Origin of the sequence: uncultured Erythrobacter sp. (genome assembly GCF_947499705.1) — a bacterium.
In the GTDB taxonomy this organism is placed as follows: Bacteria; Pseudomonadota; Alphaproteobacteria; order Sphingomonadales; family Sphingomonadaceae; genus Erythrobacter.
This window is the reverse complement of sequence record NZ_CANMPJ010000001.1, coordinates 1,520,870-1,534,653: the sequence shown is the minus strand read 5'-3', so window position 1 is coordinate 1,534,653 and position 13,784 is coordinate 1,520,870. Positions and strand designations below refer to the sequence as shown.

The window sequence follows — 13,784 nt, the reverse complement described above, 5'->3', positions numbered from 1 at the left end:
TCGAGCCCGCAGGGCTCGCAAGGGCGACCGCCCGCCCGCAGCGACGCGACCGGAGGTCGCATGAGCGAGGATAGCCAAGTGAGCGGATGCGAACGCCGGCGCTTGAGGCCAAACGAACACGCAGGAAAATTGTCCGGGAGGAACTCTCCCAACTTCACTTGGCGTTCAGCGACGCGCTGGTTATACGGCGAGCCATGAACACGACTTTCCGCAAATCGCTGACTCGCGCCGCCATTCTGGGCGCGAGCGTTGCCACTCTCACCGCCTGCGGCGGCGGCTCTGCCAATGAAGACGTGGCCTATGTCGCCCGCGATGTGGAATCGCTCTATGCCGAGGCGCAGCGGCGGCTCGATCGCGGCAACACCTTGCTGGCGGCGGCTCTGTTTGACGAAGTGGAGCGTCAGCACCCTTATTCGCCATGGGCGCGGCGGGCGCAGCTGATGAGCGCGTTCAGCTATTACATCGCGCGCGATTACAACAAGTCGATCCAGAACGCGCAGCGCTTCCTCTCGATCCACCCGGGTAACAAGGATGCGCCGTATGCGTATTATCTGATCGCGCTCAGCTATTATGAGCAGATCAGCGATGTGAACCGCGATCAGAAGATCACTGAGCAGGCGCAATCGGCTTTGCGCGAAGTGAACCGGCGCTTCCCGCAGAGCGAATATGCGGCCGATGCGCGGCTGAAGCTGGACCTTGTGGCCGATCACCTAGCGGGCAAGGAAATGGAGATCGGGCGGTTCTACCAGCGCTCGGGCCAATGGCTCGCGTCGCAATTGCGGTTCCGCAACGTGGTGGAGCAATACCAGACCACCAGCCACACTCCCGAAGCGCTCTATCGCCTGACCGAAAGCAGCCTCGCGCTCGGCATCCCGGACGAAGCGGTGAAGTATGCCGCTGTGCTGGGTGCAAACTATCCCGGCACCGAGTGGTATGAGAAGGCGTTCGAACTGGTCGAGGATCACGCGACGGGCGTGCAGCCGAGCTGATCGGGGCCAAGTGGATTGGGGCCAAGTGGATTGGGGATTGCGCGCCACATTGGGTGACGGGTCCGCACAACTCGGTTAAAGCTTCGGCGTCATGCTGACCCGGCTTTCGATCCGAAATATTGTCCTTATCGAAGCGCTCGACCTCGATTTTTCGCGGGGTTTGGGCGTGCTTACGGGCGAGACCGGGGCGGGGAAGTCGATCCTGCTCGATGCGCTCGGTTTGGTGCTGGGCGACCGGGCGGAAACCGCTCTGGTGCGCGCTGGCGAGCCAAAGGCGAGCGTGACTGCGAGTTTCGAGTTTGCATCCATGCCTTCGAGCATCGTTGACGTGCTGGATGACGCCGACATCGAAATCGAGCCTGGCGAGCCGCTGATCATCAGGCGCCAGGTTAAGGCCGATGGCGGCTCCAAGGCATTTGTGAATGACCAACCTGTTGGCGTCGCGTTGCTGCGTGAGCTTGCACCGGCATTGGTCGAACTGCACGGGCAGCACGATGATCGCGGGTTGGTCAATCCGCGCGGGCACCGCGCGCTGCTGGATCGCTATGCCGGAACGGACCTTGCCGGGCTGGAGCGTCGGTGGGCGAGCTGGGCCAAGGCCGAGGCGCGGCTTGCTGAGGCGAGGGCCGAGGTTGAACAAGCGAAGGCGGATCAGGATCTGCTGATTGCCTATCTGGCCGAACTCACCGCGCTTGAACCGCAGGCAGGCGAGGAAGCGCGGCTCGCTGACACTCGGGCCAGCATGCAGAAGGGCGAGCGGCTGGCCGGCGATCTCGAAGAACTTCGGCATATCTGGGAAGGTTCGGACTCGCCACTGGCAAGCCTGCGTGTAGCCGCACGGCGGCTCGATCGGATTGCTGAGGAGCATCCACTGTTGACCGAAGCACTCGCGGCGCTTGACCGCGCAGTGATCGAAGCGGGCGAGGCGGAAGAGAAACTCGAAGCGGCGGCCGGGGCGCTCGTCCATGATCCGCAGGCGCTTGATGAGGCCGAGACCCGGCTGTTCGAACTGCGCGCACTCGCCCGGAAACACCGCTGCGAAGTCGATGCACTGCCCGAATTGATGCGCGACATGCGCGCGAAGCTGGATGCGATCGAAGGCGGTGAGGCCGAACTGGATGCGCTGGAAGCGGCGGCCCGTGAAGGCCGCGAAGCCTATGTAAAGGCGGCTGAGAAAGCACATGGTCAGCGCATCAAGGCGGCGAAGAAGCTCGATAAAGCAGTCGCTGCCGAGCTTGCTCCGCTGAAGCTCGATGCCGCTCGGTTCCTAACTTCCATCGGCACGCTAACTGAGGAAAAGTGGGGCGCAAACGGCATGGACAGTGCCGAATTCCTGATCGCGACCAATCCCGGAGCCGACTTCGCACCGCTGGCCAAGATCGCATCAGGCGGCGAACTTTCTCGCTTTATCCTCGCGCTGAAGGTTGCACTGGCGGAGAAGGGCGGGGCTGCGACGATCATCTTCGACGAGATCGACCGCGGTGTCGGCGGGGCGGTAGCGTCGGCGATTGGCGAACGTCTGGCACGGCTAGCAAGCGCAGAGGGACAATTGCTGGCTGTGACGCACTCCCCGCAGGTCGCTGCGCGCGGCTCGCAGCACTATCTGATCGCCAAGGCATCGAGCGGGACAGTGACGAAAACCAGCGTGGCGCTGCTCGATGAGGCCGGGCGGCAGGAAGAGATCGCACGGATGCTCTCGGGCGCGGAGATTACCAGCGAAGCTAGAGCGCAGGCGGATCGGTTGCTGGAGGGGGTTTGATGCGTTTCGATGTTGCAGCTTCGCTCGCAATCATCGTCATCCTCGTCGGCGGGAGCGTCTGGCTGTCCTCTAACCTTGATCGCATGCCGAGAACGACCGCTGCAGTAGCTGCGGCAATGCGAGTTCATTCAGACCTGCCGATATTGATCGAGGCGTACGCCGATCCGGTCGCCCGGGAAGAAGACAGGATCGAGCATTTCTCTGTGTGTTTGCGTTCATCAGAACCAATTGACTTTGAACGACTAAATGACCTGTTTGCCGACACTGTTGTCCGTTCTGTGCCGGTCCAGACCTGCAGGAGTGAGAGAGGGAAATCGGAAACCCCGATGTTCACTCACTTTACTCACTGGTTCGACCAACGTGGCGAACGGGCTTGGCATCTAGTTGTTTCGCAAGTCGATTGCCGCTCTTCAAAGCAGTGTAGTGTTAAACTAGACGACTGGCACAGAGGTCAGCTTTATGTAGTCGAGGAAATCGAAGGAGTCTGGACCGTGATCGATACGGATAGGCACCGGATTCCAAGATGAAGTGCGTCCACCGAGTAGGTTTCTTTTTTGTTGGTTTGCAGAGATGATTGAGAAGGAAGCCCCATCCTCTTCAGAGGCGGGGGCTTAAGAACGATGAACAACGCGCTCTCCCGTCCGGTCTGGTCCATGCTAAACGGCGAGCAGTCTGATCTTGGACTCGCCAACAACTCAGCAGTCCGCATTGATCCACGCTATGGACCTTTTGGCGCGGCCCGCGACCAAAGCGATGCTGCGCAAGCGGACCTCGCCGAAATCGTACGGACCTCTCCTCATGAAATCTGGTTAGTGGAACCTGAGGAATGGCCTGCTCCCAGGGGTACAAGAGTCGTTCGAACTGCGCCGTTGGTCCAAATGGTCGCCGACGGTGAAGGAAATGCAACGAATGTCGATCCCTCAATCATCCCACTCACTGATGCCGACGTGTCCGAAATGACCGACTTAGCGCTCGCAACCGAACCCGGGCCATGGGGCGAGCTCACGCATAAATACGGTCAGTTCTTCGGCATTCGCGATGGCGATAAGCTCGCGGCCATGGCCGGAGAACGCATGCGGCCCGCGCCGGGATATGCCGAGGTAAGCGGCGTGTGCACATGGCCGGAATATCGCGGGCAGGGCATGGCGCGGCGGCTCATTGCGCATGTCATGCAGGCCCAGCGCGCGCGCGGCGACACGCCGTTCTTGCATTCCTACGCAGGCAACGCAGCGGCGATTGGACTCTATGAAAGCCTTGGTTTCAAGATAGCCCGCACAATGATTGTCACTGTTCTGGCTCCGGATTGAGCGCTTCCGTCAGGAACGCCAGCATTTTGGGCCATTGATCCTTACGCGCGGCCAAGTCGCCTTCGGCAGTTCCGCCTATCTTTCCGAGCGAATCCCGATCCTTCTCCGTCAATCCTGTCGGCACGCCGAACGCCCAATGACCGGCATTGTCATACCCCAACAACTGGGCATTCGGCGCACGCGCTTCGATTGAGCGCGCCATGTCGCACCCGTGCCAGATGGTGTCCTGTTCGCCGCAGACCATGAAGATAGGCGCATCGATCTGCTCGACCGGGATTTCTGCATCCGGATATTCTCCGCGTGCGTCCCAACTGGTTTTGTACATTTTCGCGAGGGTCCCTTGCCCGCCGCTTATCCATTCATACCAGGCCGGCGTAATGTAAGCGACGTAAGGCAGCGGTTCGCCGTTGGCGGCCCAGGATGACTCGACCGGGGTACTGAGCGAGAACAGGTCGAACCCTTCCCACACGACATCGCTCGGCATCGCTGCGACGACCGCCGCGATCTCCGGATGACGACTTGCCACCACCAGCGCGCCTTCGGCACCTTTGGAATGCCCGAGCACGCCAATCCGCTCGGCGTCTATATCCGCTCGCGAAGCCAACCAGGCCAGAGCGTTATCAAAAGTCTCAATCGGCACCATGTTGAACGGGCGGTTGTCCTCGCGCGTTTCGAAATAGCCGGGGTAAAGGACGCTGTAGCCTTCGGCGGCGAGCTGCCGGGCGAGCTCGTTGCGGTAGTCCTTCAATCCGCCTTCAGAACCACCGAGCATGAGCAAGGCCGGTCGCTGGCCTTCACCCGCACCAGGATAGAAATTTGCCGGGACATCGCCGAGCATGACTCGCTCTCCGCCATCGCCCGCTTTAGCGACTATGATCGCGCGGGGCTCGCGGTTGAAAAAGCTCCATGCCCCGAAGCCTACGATCGCCACGACTATTACGAGGCAACCGATTCCAACTTTTGCGGGCGTTTTCATATGGGTCCCTGTTTTGCTGCGACGGCTGATGTAAGAGATTGCCACAGGACTAGCGATGGATTTCAGCGATTCTCGATGAGCGACACAGAAAAACTTACCGAAGCCGACGCCGCCAATGAACTGATGCGGTTGGCGCGCGAGATTGCGAAGCATGACAAGCTGTATCACGCGAATGACGCGCCGGAGATTACGGACCAGGAATACGACGCTTTGGTGCGCCGAAATCGCGAGCTGGAGGAGGCGTTTCCGCGTCTGGTTCGCGATGACAGCCCTTCCAAAAAGGTCGGTCACGAAATCGCCGCCTCGCCACTGAGCAAGGTCGCGCACGAAGTTCGCATGATGAGCCTCGACAATGGCTTCAACCGCGAAGAGGTCGAAGAGTGGACTCAGCGCGTGCGACGGTTTTTGTCCCTAGACGAAAACGAGACGGTCGCAATTACCGCCGAGGACAAGATCGACGGGCTGTCGTGTTCGCTCCGATACGAGCAGGGCAAGCTGGTTCGAGCAGCAACGCGCGGGGATGGTCAAGTGGGCGAAGACGTAACGCCGAATGTTGCGTTTATTGCTGATATTCCGCAGCAAATCGACGATCCGAACGTGCCAGACGTGTTCGAGGTACGCGGTGAGGTTTACATGTCTAAACAGGACTTTACTGCGCTCAATGTTGCACTTTTGGATGCAGCAAAGACGGATGCCGCAGAGAAGGGCGAGGACTTCGATCCGGCAAGAGTTCGCCAGTTCGCAAACCCTCGCAATGCGGCTGCGGGTTCGCTGCGGCAAAAGGATGCGAGTGTCACCGCCAAGCGTCCGCTCAAATTCTGGGCCTATGGTTGGGGCGCCGCGAGCGATGTGCCGAATGCCAGCCAGCACGACATGATGCGGCTGATCGAGGCGTGGGGTTTCCCGGTCTCCCCTTTCCTGACCGTCACCGACAGCGTCGATGCGATGATTGCGCACTATGACGAGATCGGTCGGCAGCGCCCGGACCTTGGCTACGAGATCGACGGAGTTGTCTACAAGGTCGATCGGCTCGATTGGCAGCAACGGCTTGGCTCAGTCGGCAAGGCTCCGCGTTGGGCGCTGGCGCACAAATTCCCGGCGGAACGGGCCGAGACGACGCTGGAGGCGATCGATATTCAGGTGGGCCGCACTGGCAAGCTGACACCTGTCGGGAGGCTTGCTCCGGTACTGGTCGGAGGCGTGACGGTCACCAACGTCACGCTCCACAATCGCGACGAAATTGAGCGTCTCGGCGTACGACCAGGCGATCGCATCGTGGTCCAGCGCGCAGGCGATGTGATCCCGCAGGTGGTCGAGAACCTGACCGGCGATATTGAGCGCGAGCCTTACCTCTTTCCCGCCAATTGTCCTGAGTGCGAAAGCGAAGCGGTCGCCGAAGACGATGAAGTCGATGTGCGATGCACAGGCGGACTGATCTGCCCGGCGCAGCGCATTCAGCGCCTTGAACATTTCGTCAGCCGCAAAGCGCTCGATATCGAGGGCTTCGGCACCAAGACGATCGAACAGTTTTTCGCGCTCGGGTGGCTTGAAAGTCCGGCCGACATCTTCCGGCTCAGGGAGCGCCGCGAGGACATTCTTGCGCTCGAGGGCTGGCAGGACAAGTCTGTGGACAACTTGTTGGTGGCTGTGGAGGAAAAGCGCGCGCCGGATGCTGCGCGGCTGCTGTTCGGGCTGGGTATTCGGCACGTCGGTGAAACCACATCGCGCGATCTCATGAAAGCGCTGGGCGATATCAGCGAGCTGCGCGTCGCGGCGGAGAAGTTCTTCACTTACCGCGCCGAAAATCCGCAAGGTGAAGACGAGAAAGCCTCTCCGTTCAAAGCCCGTGTCGATCAGGCGGCCAAGGATATTTTCGGCGTTACCGATGGGTTTGGCGCGACTGCTGCCCACTCGTTGGCAGACTTCTTCCACGAAGCGCACAATGTTACCGTGTGGCAGGATTTGATGAGTCAGGTCCGACCGCCACACTACGAAGTTGAAACACTGGACTCGCCGGTTGCAGGCAAGACGGTGGTGTTCACCGGCAAGCTCGAAACCATGAGCCGCGATGAGGCGAAGGCTCAGGCCGAGCGGCTTGGCGCGAAAGCCTCAGGGTCGGTAAGCGCGAAAACCGATTTGCTGGTTGCCGGGCCGGGTGCGGGTTCGAAGCTGAAGAAAGCCGAAGCGCTTGGGATCGAAGTGATCGATGAGGCAGGCTGGGCCGACATTGTCGCGGCGGCGGGGTAAAATGAAACTCGAAGACGAAATGAATACCCGAGTGCCGGGCTTCTTCAAACAACTGATGCGCGACCTCGAAGCGCGGCGCGAAGTGCGGCGCTTCGGCAGCGGTTGGTTTTCAGGGTTCTTCGCCTTGCTGCTCGCGATCAGTGGTCTGCTGATGGTGGTTGCGCTGCGCTTTCCGGATTGGTTTGCGACACCGGAGCTCGCGCTCGTAAAGGATTGGAGCGGTTTTCGCGCGGCGATCCACGTTATTCTGCTGGCCAGCTACGCGCTGTCCTTGCTCAGCCTGCTGCTGCGCTCTCGTAAAGCGCTTGGCTTTTTCGCATTGATGATCGGCCTGACCGCCGCGCTGATGGGCGGTTCCAATGTGCAGCCGGAAGAGACTCAATCTTGGGGAATCTTCTTCGGTCTGGACTTCTTTGTGGTGAACCTGCTCGCCACCGGTTTCATGTTCGCGCCGCTGGAAAGGTTGAAGCCGCACAAGCGAGAACAGCGGCTGTTCAGGGCAGAGTGGCGCGAGGACCTGTTCTACTTCCTGATCAGTTCGATGTTCGTACAATTGCTGGGCTTTCTGGCGCTCGCGCCGTCGACGATGATCAATGAGAATACGAGCAGCTGGGATGCGTTCCGTGCAGGAGTCGCGAGCCTCCCGTGGCTAGTTCAATTCGTGATCGTCCTGGTCGCCTCGGATGTGGCGCAATATTGGTATCACCGGCTGTTCCATCAGGTGCCGTTCCTGTGGGGCTTCCACGCGGTGCATCACAGTGCGAAGTCGATGGACTGGCTTGCGGGATCGCGGATGCACTTCATCGAGATCATCCTTTTGCGCGCGACCACCTCGTTACCGCTGTTCACGCTCGGCTTCAGCCCGTCGGTAATGCAGGCCTATCTTGGCTTCGTATATGTCTGGTCGTCGCTGCTCCACGCCAACGTCGGTGGCAATCTGAACCGTCTTGGCCATTGGATCGCGACACCGCGCTTTCACCACTGGCATCATGGGCTCGAAGATGAAGCATTCGATGTGAACTTCGCCATCCATTTCCCGTGGATCGACAAGCTGTTCGGCACATTCCATCTGCCAAAAGATCGCTGGCCCAAAAATTATGGCATTCCCGAGGACGTGCCGCGGGGTTACGCCCGTCAGTTCCTCTATCCGTGGACTCGGATCGGCAAGAAGACCAACGATGCTGGATGAGCTGCACCCACAGGCGTCGCGCATCGCAGCGTTGCTGCGCGGGCGGGATGAGAAGATCGCGGTCGCCGATGGCGCAACCGGAGGAATGATCGCGGCGAGCTTGCTGACCGTTCCGGGCGCGCTCGAATTCTATGTCGGCGGCGGGATTGTTTACTCGTTCAGGGCTCGCGATGTATTGTTTGCTCTTCCACGAGGAGCCTACAAAGGAATGCGCGGGGCCACTGAGGACTACGCAGTGCTTCAGGCGCGCGCGATCCGCGACAATTTCGGGGCCGAATGGGGGATTGCCGAAAGCGGTTCCGTGGGCGGATCGAGCCATCCCTCTGGCGCTCCCGCAGGGCAGAGCGTTGCGGCGGTTGTCGGGCCGGATGGATTTGAGCGAACGGCAATTGTCGAGACCTCAAGCGATGATCGGATCGCCAATATGTGGGCGTTCACCCGCAACACGCTGAACCTGCTTGAAGGAACTCTCGAGAAATAATTACACGAAATTTTGCGAGGTCTGTCGAATCCGGCTTGCGCCATTCGTCTCAAGGTCGGAGCTTCGCCAAAGTGGTGCGGCTGATGACGGAGAAACGACATGCAATACATGCTGCTGATCAATGAAAGTGAAGATGCCTACACCGGCGAAGACGCTGCCAAGGTTATGGAAGCAACGCTTGCTGGCCACATGAAGCTGATCGAAAAGCTCACTGAGAGCGGCACCGAATGGTCCGGCAACCGATTGCGTGAAGCTTCAACAGCCACAACGATCAAATACAAAGCTGGTGAGGGCACGCTGCACGACGGTCCATTTGCAGAAACGCATGAGGAGCTTGGCGGCTATTACGTTGTCGAAGCGGACAATCTTGACGGTGCAATCGAATGGGCGCGCATGATCCCTGTTCCCGGCAATGGTGCGATCGAGATCCGCCCGATCTGGCCGGATGAAGAGTGAGCAACCTCGCTGCTGATATCGCCCATGCGCGGCCAAGGGTGGTTGCTGCCCTGGCCGCGCATTTGCGCGATCTTGATGCGGCGGAGGATGCCTTCGCCGAGGCTGCTGAGGCTTGCCTCACGCTTGATACTCCGCCCGATAATCCTCCGGCGTGGCTGCTGACAGTGGCCAAACGCAAGGCCGTGGATGCGATCCGGCGACGTCAGGCAGAGGAACGCGCGGCGGACGGCGCCAGTTTGGTGAACGATGTGGCAGATATCATTCAACTTCCCGAAGCGATTCCCGATGAACGGCTGCGGCTGATCTTTATCTGCTGTCATCCTGCGCTTGCGCTGGAAGCGCGCGCCGCGCTGGCGATGAAAGTGATTTGCGGCCTGCCGGTAAGCGCAATTGCACAGGTCTTCGTCACCGGCGAGGCGACAATGTTCCAGCGGATTACCCGCGCCAAGGCGAAGATCCGCGATGCGGGGATCGCGTTTGAACTTCCTCCGCGCAAGGCGTGGGGAGAACGGCTGGATGCCGTACTCCTGACGCTCGAACTGGCTTACACGGTGGCGTATCAGGATGCAGGCGGTGAGGTTGATGCCGAGCTGTCGGAGGAGATCGCCCGGCTGGCGCAAATGGTCGCTGACCTGCTGCCTCAGGAGCCCGAGGCTCTGGGTCTCGCCGCGCTGGTGTGGCTGGCACGTTCGCGCGAAGCGGCGCGGGTGGACGCAATCGGCGCGATGGTGCCGCTATCGAAACAGGACACGAGTTTGTGGGATCGCGCCGCAATTGAGCGGGCACGAATCTGGCTCGACGATGCTGCGGTTCATGCGCAGTCAGGCCCATATCAGATCATGGCTGCGATCCAGCTGACCCATGCGCGTCGCGCATTTGACGGCGTGACTGATTGGTATGCGATGCTGGCTCTGTACGATGCGTTGTTGGCGCTTCGTCCAAGCGCGATGGTTTGGCTCAATCGGGCGATGGTGGTTGCCAAGATCGAGGGAGCGGAGGCTGGTTTGACCGCGCTCGAGGAACTTCCCGTCGATCGGCTGAAGTCAGCGCGGCCGTATTACGCGGCGAAGGCAGAATTGCTGATCCAGACGGGGGACCGCGAGGGTGCTGCGCAGGCGCTGGATACGGCGCTTGGTTTGGGACCGCAGAGCGCGGAGCGGATGTTCTTGGAGCGCAAGCGCATCGAACTCACCGGCGCTTAACGCTCGCCGGGGCGCGGCACCCATTTCATCACGCCTCCGGGCAGCGGCGTCCAAAGACCGGTTTCGATCCCCGCTGCGGCGAGCCGGTCGCTGGTCCACTGATTGCAGGTGTTGCCAAGGTGATAGGTGCCGAGCGCGTCGTAGAACACGTCATGGCTGGAATATCCGCCATAGGTTTGACGGCTTTCGCTTGGGCTGAGGTCGCGAGTGATCTGATCGATCAACACTCGGTACTCTTCTGGGCGGATGCGAAGCTCGCGAAAGTCGTCGGCTGGGGCAGGGCGGACATAATACGCTGCGTGGATCAGCCCGTCGCCGCCGAACAGCGCACCGATGGCCGTGAACACATTCAAGTCTGACCACGTCGGGGTTTCGAGGAAGAAACTGCGCTCGCCCCAACTCACGCCGACATGGGTGTAATCGCGGTTCGGATTGTCGATGTCACCGAGGGGAAAATGCGAGCGCCAATCTACCGCTTCGGTGGCGATCGGCATGATGATTTCTGTATGGATCCCGTTGTGTCCGACCAAGATCGTGACCCCGTCATCGGGTTCCACCCATTCGCTGTTGCGGGGTATCGATGAGCCGATCCAGGCCGACAGCAGAAAGGCGGCGATCAGTCCGAGCAGTGCCAGCCCAATCCACCGCGCGATTCGGAAAGCCTTACCGGCCACCGGACCGCCGCTTCAGCCACAGAATCGCCCAATCGCCGCGTTGCAATCGCTCCACGAGGCGGAAACCGGCACGGCGATAGGCTCGGCGTACTTTTTCCTCCTGCTCGCCCGCCAACAGACCGGAAAGCACTATGCTGCCTCTGGGTTGCACTGAGGCCGCGAAGTCGGGCGCGAGATCGACCAGCGGACCAGCCAGAATGTTGGCGATGAGCAAGTCGTAGGGGCCGCGAACCTGCAACAGAGGATCGTTCATGCCATCGGCGATGACGATCGTCATGGCACCTGGCTTCGCGCCCAACGGGATCCCATTCAGCCGGGCATTTTCCTCAACCACCGGCGCACAGACCGGATCGATATCGGATGCGGTGATGCGAGCGCGGGGCCACAGCGACAGCGCTGCAAAACCAAGCAAGCCTGTCCCCGTTCCAATATCGGCAACGTCGCGCGCCCGGATGCCCCCGCGCTTAAGTCGCGCCAGCATCTCAAGACACCCGGCGGTTGTCTGGTGTTGGCCTGTGCCGAAAGCGAGGGCGGTGGGAATGAGAAAATTGTGCGCGCCGGGATCAGGATCATGTCCGGGCGTGCGAACATAGAATGGTCCCGCGCGGATCGGTTCGGCGCCTTGCTGGCTGAGTTCAACCCAATCGGAGGAGGGCAACTTCTCGCGCTTGAAGCTGGGCGCATTGCCCGCAAACAGGCTGGATAGGGCGCTGATCTGATTTGCGCCGGGCCTTTCGGGATACCACGCTTCCAGTACCCAGTCTTCCGGACGATCCTCGGACAATTCCCGGCCAGCAATCACGAGATTTGGGTCCCATTCCTCGATTTCGTCATGCACCAAGAGAGCGGCCTGCACGACCTGCTTGGCTGCGTGGGTCGTAAGCTTCCAACTGTCACTCATTCTCCGGCGGCTTCCTGGGCGAGACGCGCATCGAGGCGTTTCTCCACCGCATCGGCGTATTGCTCGCAGGTCATGCCGCCTTCGAAGGTACCGCTGGTCGCGCGTTTCAACATCTGGCTGGCCGAAGGATGGGGAGTTAGCAGGATATCGCATGCGAGTTTGCGAAGCCTCTCAAGACCTGCGCGATAGTCGGCGATGTAGTCGGGATGGTCGGAGAACTTGTAGTCGTCGCGGCTGACGGGGGAGAGGCTGTCGGCGTAGACGATTGACTTGCAATCTTCTCCAACGCAGCTCTCCCAGTGCCAGCTAAGCGCGCCCGGCGTGTGGCCTGGGGTGAAAATGGCCGTGAAAACGGTGTCGTCGACGATGATCGTTTCGCCGTTATCGATCAACATCTCGACAGCGACGGGTGCCATTGGCTCATGCATGCCAGATTGCGGGTCGATCGGATTGTCTTTGCCTGTATTGAAGACCGTCTCGGCAGCCGGTGACGAGACCAGATTTGCGCCGGTTGCTTCGATCACATTGGCCATTCCACCGACATGGTCGAAATGTTCGTGGCTGTATCCAACGGCGAATATCTCGAATGGTTCGACGCCCAGTTTGCGAATGTTACCAAGCACAACCTCAGATCCAGCTTCGGTCCCTGTATCGAGCAAGAAATGCTGCTCTTTTCCGACAATCAGGATCGAGGATATTCCGCATGTGCCGACGTAATACGTATTGCCGTGAATTTGGAACGGAGGGGCGGGCTTGTCCCACTCGTCCCAAGGCTCGCAGCCCTCGGCCCACTGAGCGGGCGTTACAGTTTTCGGGACTTTTGCAGTTTGCGCCTCGCTGGTTGCACAAGAAGCCAGCGTCAGCCCGGCGGCCAAAATCAGAATTCTAACGAACAAAGCTCGCTCCATTTGCGTCGATCACCGCGCCGGTCATACTAGGCGGAGCATCTAGTGCACAGAACGCAATAATGCGGGCGATTTCTTCAGGCTGCGCCACTTTTCCGAGCGGGATATCCGCAAGCAATCCGGCTCCGCCCCGGCTTTCGAGGTAATCCCCCGCCATCGCAGTATCGGTAAAACCGGGCGTGACGGCGTAAGAGAGAATTCCTTCGCTGGCATAAGCACGCGCGATTGTCTTGTGCATCGCCACCATGCCGCCCTTGGCTGCGGCGTAGTGCCAGTGCGCCGGAGAATCACCGCGATAGGCTGCGCGGCTGGCAACATGGATCAAGCGTCCTCCGACGCCACGCGACTGCCAGTGCCGCACCGCAAACCGGCTGAGTTGCGCGGCCGCCGTCAGGTTGATCCGCATCGTGTCTTCCCAAGCATCCAGCCATTCGATGTCGGAGCGGTCGAGCCTATTGGCTTCGAACACGCCCGCATTGCTGACGACCGCATCGATTTGTCCATCGCTACGCTCGAGCGCTTCTTCCCATAGCATCTGCACCGACAGCGGATTGGCGAAGTCGGCTGCGATCATATCGAGTGATGTAGGTTTGGTTGAATGACCGAGGACTTGGACGCCTCGTTCGGTCAGCGCTTCAGCCGCTGACGCTCCAATCCCTCGGCTCGATCCCGTGACAAGAATGTAGCTCATGCAAGAC

General features: G+C 60.2%; 14 protein-coding genes. 9 read left to right on the top strand and 5 right to left on the bottom strand.

The features are described 5' to 3' along the window. The first annotated feature begins 194 nt into the window (after positions 1 to 194). From Q0837_RS07210 to Q0837_RS07195, 4 genes are all read left to right on the top strand, one after another. Positions 195 to 989: an outer membrane protein assembly factor BamD gene (locus tag Q0837_RS07210; protein ID WP_298466922.1), complete on the top strand. Its 795-nt coding sequence runs from the start codon at positions 195 to 197 to the stop codon at positions 987 to 989. A 91-nt stretch (positions 990 to 1,080) separates the two neighbouring features. Beyond that, positions 1,081 to 2,748: a DNA repair protein RecN gene (recN, locus tag Q0837_RS07205; protein WP_298466919.1), complete on the top strand. Its 1,668-nt coding sequence runs from the start codon at positions 1,081 to 1,083 to the stop codon at positions 2,746 to 2,748. Continuing rightward, positions 2,748 to 3,275, top strand: coding sequence for a hypothetical protein (locus tag Q0837_RS07200; protein ID WP_298466916.1), 528 nt, complete (start codon positions 2,748 to 2,750; stop codon positions 3,273 to 3,275). The genes recN and Q0837_RS07200 overlap by 1 nt, the downstream gene beginning before the upstream one ends. 93 nt (positions 3,276 to 3,368) lie before the next feature. Beyond that, positions 3,369 to 4,055 carry a GNAT family N-acetyltransferase gene (locus tag Q0837_RS07195; RefSeq protein WP_298466914.1) on the top strand — a complete coding sequence of 229 codons (687 nt, stop codon included), beginning with the start codon at positions 3,369 to 3,371 and terminating at the stop codon, positions 4,053 to 4,055. On the opposite strand, the gene Q0837_RS07190 is transcribed toward Q0837_RS07195, so the two are convergent. Then, on the bottom strand, positions 4,033 to 5,031 hold the full coding sequence (locus Q0837_RS07190; RefSeq protein ID WP_298466911.1) for an acyl-CoA thioester hydrolase/BAAT C-terminal domain-containing protein: 999 nt from the start codon (positions 5,029 to 5,031) through the stop codon (positions 4,033 to 4,035). The two genes, Q0837_RS07195 and Q0837_RS07190, sit on opposite strands and share 23 nt — an antisense overlap. A gap of 75 nt (positions 5,032 to 5,106) precedes the next feature. Here Q0837_RS07190 and ligA point away from each other — a divergent pair, with 75 nt between their 5' ends. From ligA to Q0837_RS07165, 5 genes are all read left to right on the top strand, one after another. Then, positions 5,107 to 7,278, top strand: coding sequence for an NAD-dependent DNA ligase LigA (gene ligA / locus Q0837_RS07185; protein WP_298466908.1), 2,172 nt, complete (start codon positions 5,107 to 5,109; stop codon positions 7,276 to 7,278). Position 7,279: 1 nt separating this feature from the next. After that, positions 7,280 to 8,467, top strand: a complete 1,188-nt coding sequence (locus Q0837_RS07180) for a sterol desaturase family protein (protein ID WP_298466905.1) — start codon at positions 7,280 to 7,282, stop codon at positions 8,465 to 8,467. After that, positions 8,457 to 8,948, top strand: coding sequence for a CinA family protein (locus tag Q0837_RS07175; RefSeq protein ID WP_298466903.1), 492 nt, complete (start codon positions 8,457 to 8,459; stop codon positions 8,946 to 8,948). Before Q0837_RS07180 ends, Q0837_RS07175 begins: the two co-directional genes overlap by 11 nt. A gap of 99 nt (positions 8,949 to 9,047) precedes the next feature. After that, on the top strand, positions 9,048 to 9,404 hold the full coding sequence (locus Q0837_RS07170; protein WP_298466900.1) for a YciI family protein: 357 nt from the start codon (positions 9,048 to 9,050) through the stop codon (positions 9,402 to 9,404). Continuing rightward, positions 9,401 to 10,606, top strand: coding sequence for a DUF6596 domain-containing protein (locus tag Q0837_RS07165; RefSeq protein ID WP_298466897.1), 1,206 nt, complete (start codon positions 9,401 to 9,403; stop codon positions 10,604 to 10,606). Before Q0837_RS07170 ends, Q0837_RS07165 begins: the two co-directional genes overlap by 4 nt. On the opposite strand, the gene Q0837_RS07160 is transcribed toward Q0837_RS07165, so the two are convergent. Genes Q0837_RS07160 through Q0837_RS07145 form a run of 4 tightly spaced genes read right to left on the bottom strand, consistent with a single transcriptional unit; the run spans position 10,603 to position 13,777 of the window. After that, positions 10,603 to 11,280, bottom strand: a complete 678-nt coding sequence (locus tag Q0837_RS07160; protein ID WP_298466894.1) for a DUF2459 domain-containing protein — start codon at positions 11,278 to 11,280, stop codon at positions 10,603 to 10,605. The genes Q0837_RS07165 and Q0837_RS07160 overlap by 4 nt on opposite strands. Then, positions 11,270 to 12,181 (bottom strand): 50S ribosomal protein L11 methyltransferase, encoded by a 912-nt coding sequence (locus Q0837_RS07155; RefSeq protein WP_298466892.1) that lies wholly within the window; start codon positions 12,179 to 12,181, stop codon positions 11,270 to 11,272. The genes Q0837_RS07160 and Q0837_RS07155 overlap by 11 nt, the downstream gene beginning before the upstream one ends. After that, entirely contained in the window at positions 12,178 to 13,077 is a 900-nt protein-coding gene (bla, locus tag Q0837_RS07150) for a subclass B3 metallo-beta-lactamase (protein WP_298466889.1), read from the bottom strand. The genes Q0837_RS07155 and bla overlap by 4 nt, the downstream gene beginning before the upstream one ends. Continuing rightward, on the bottom strand, positions 13,067 to 13,777 hold the full coding sequence (locus tag Q0837_RS07145; protein ID WP_298466886.1) for an SDR family NAD(P)-dependent oxidoreductase: 711 nt from the start codon (positions 13,775 to 13,777) through the stop codon (positions 13,067 to 13,069). Before Q0837_RS07145 ends, bla begins: the two co-directional genes overlap by 11 nt. Between the last annotated feature and the right edge of the window lie 7 nt (positions 13,778 to 13,784).

What these genes read in the sequence shown, in the direction of transcription:
- Q0837_RS07210 (WP_298466922.1), top strand. Translation starts at nt 195, where the DNA reads ATGAACACGACTTTCCGCAAATCGCTGACTCGCGCCGCCATTCTGGGC.
- recN (WP_298466919.1), top strand. Translation starts at nt 1,081, where the DNA reads ATGCTGACCCGGCTTTCGATCCGAAATATTGTCCTTATCGAAGCGCTC.
- Q0837_RS07200 (WP_298466916.1), top strand. Translation starts at nt 2,748, where the DNA reads ATGCGTTTCGATGTTGCAGCTTCGCTCGCAATCATCGTCATCCTCGTC.
- Q0837_RS07195 (WP_298466914.1), top strand. Translation starts at nt 3,369, where the DNA reads ATGAACAACGCGCTCTCCCGTCCGGTCTGGTCCATGCTAAACGGCGAG.
- Q0837_RS07190 (WP_298466911.1), bottom strand. Translation starts at nt 5,031, where the DNA reads ATGAAAACGCCCGCAAAAGTTGGAATCGGTTGCCTCGTAATAGTCGTG.
- ligA (WP_298466908.1), top strand. Translation starts at nt 5,107, where the DNA reads ATGAGCGACACAGAAAAACTTACCGAAGCCGACGCCGCCAATGAACTG.
- Q0837_RS07180 (WP_298466905.1), top strand. Translation starts at nt 7,280, where the DNA reads ATGAAACTCGAAGACGAAATGAATACCCGAGTGCCGGGCTTCTTCAAA.
- Q0837_RS07175 (WP_298466903.1), top strand. Translation starts at nt 8,457, where the DNA reads ATGCTGGATGAGCTGCACCCACAGGCGTCGCGCATCGCAGCGTTGCTG.
- Q0837_RS07170 (WP_298466900.1), top strand. Translation starts at nt 9,048, where the DNA reads ATGCAATACATGCTGCTGATCAATGAAAGTGAAGATGCCTACACCGGC.
- Q0837_RS07155 (WP_298466892.1), bottom strand. Translation starts at nt 12,181, where the DNA reads ATGAGTGACAGTTGGAAGCTTACGACCCACGCAGCCAAGCAGGTCGTG.
- Q0837_RS07145 (WP_298466886.1), bottom strand. Translation starts at nt 13,777, where the DNA reads ATGAGCTACATTCTTGTCACGGGATCGAGCCGAGGGATTGGAGCGTCA.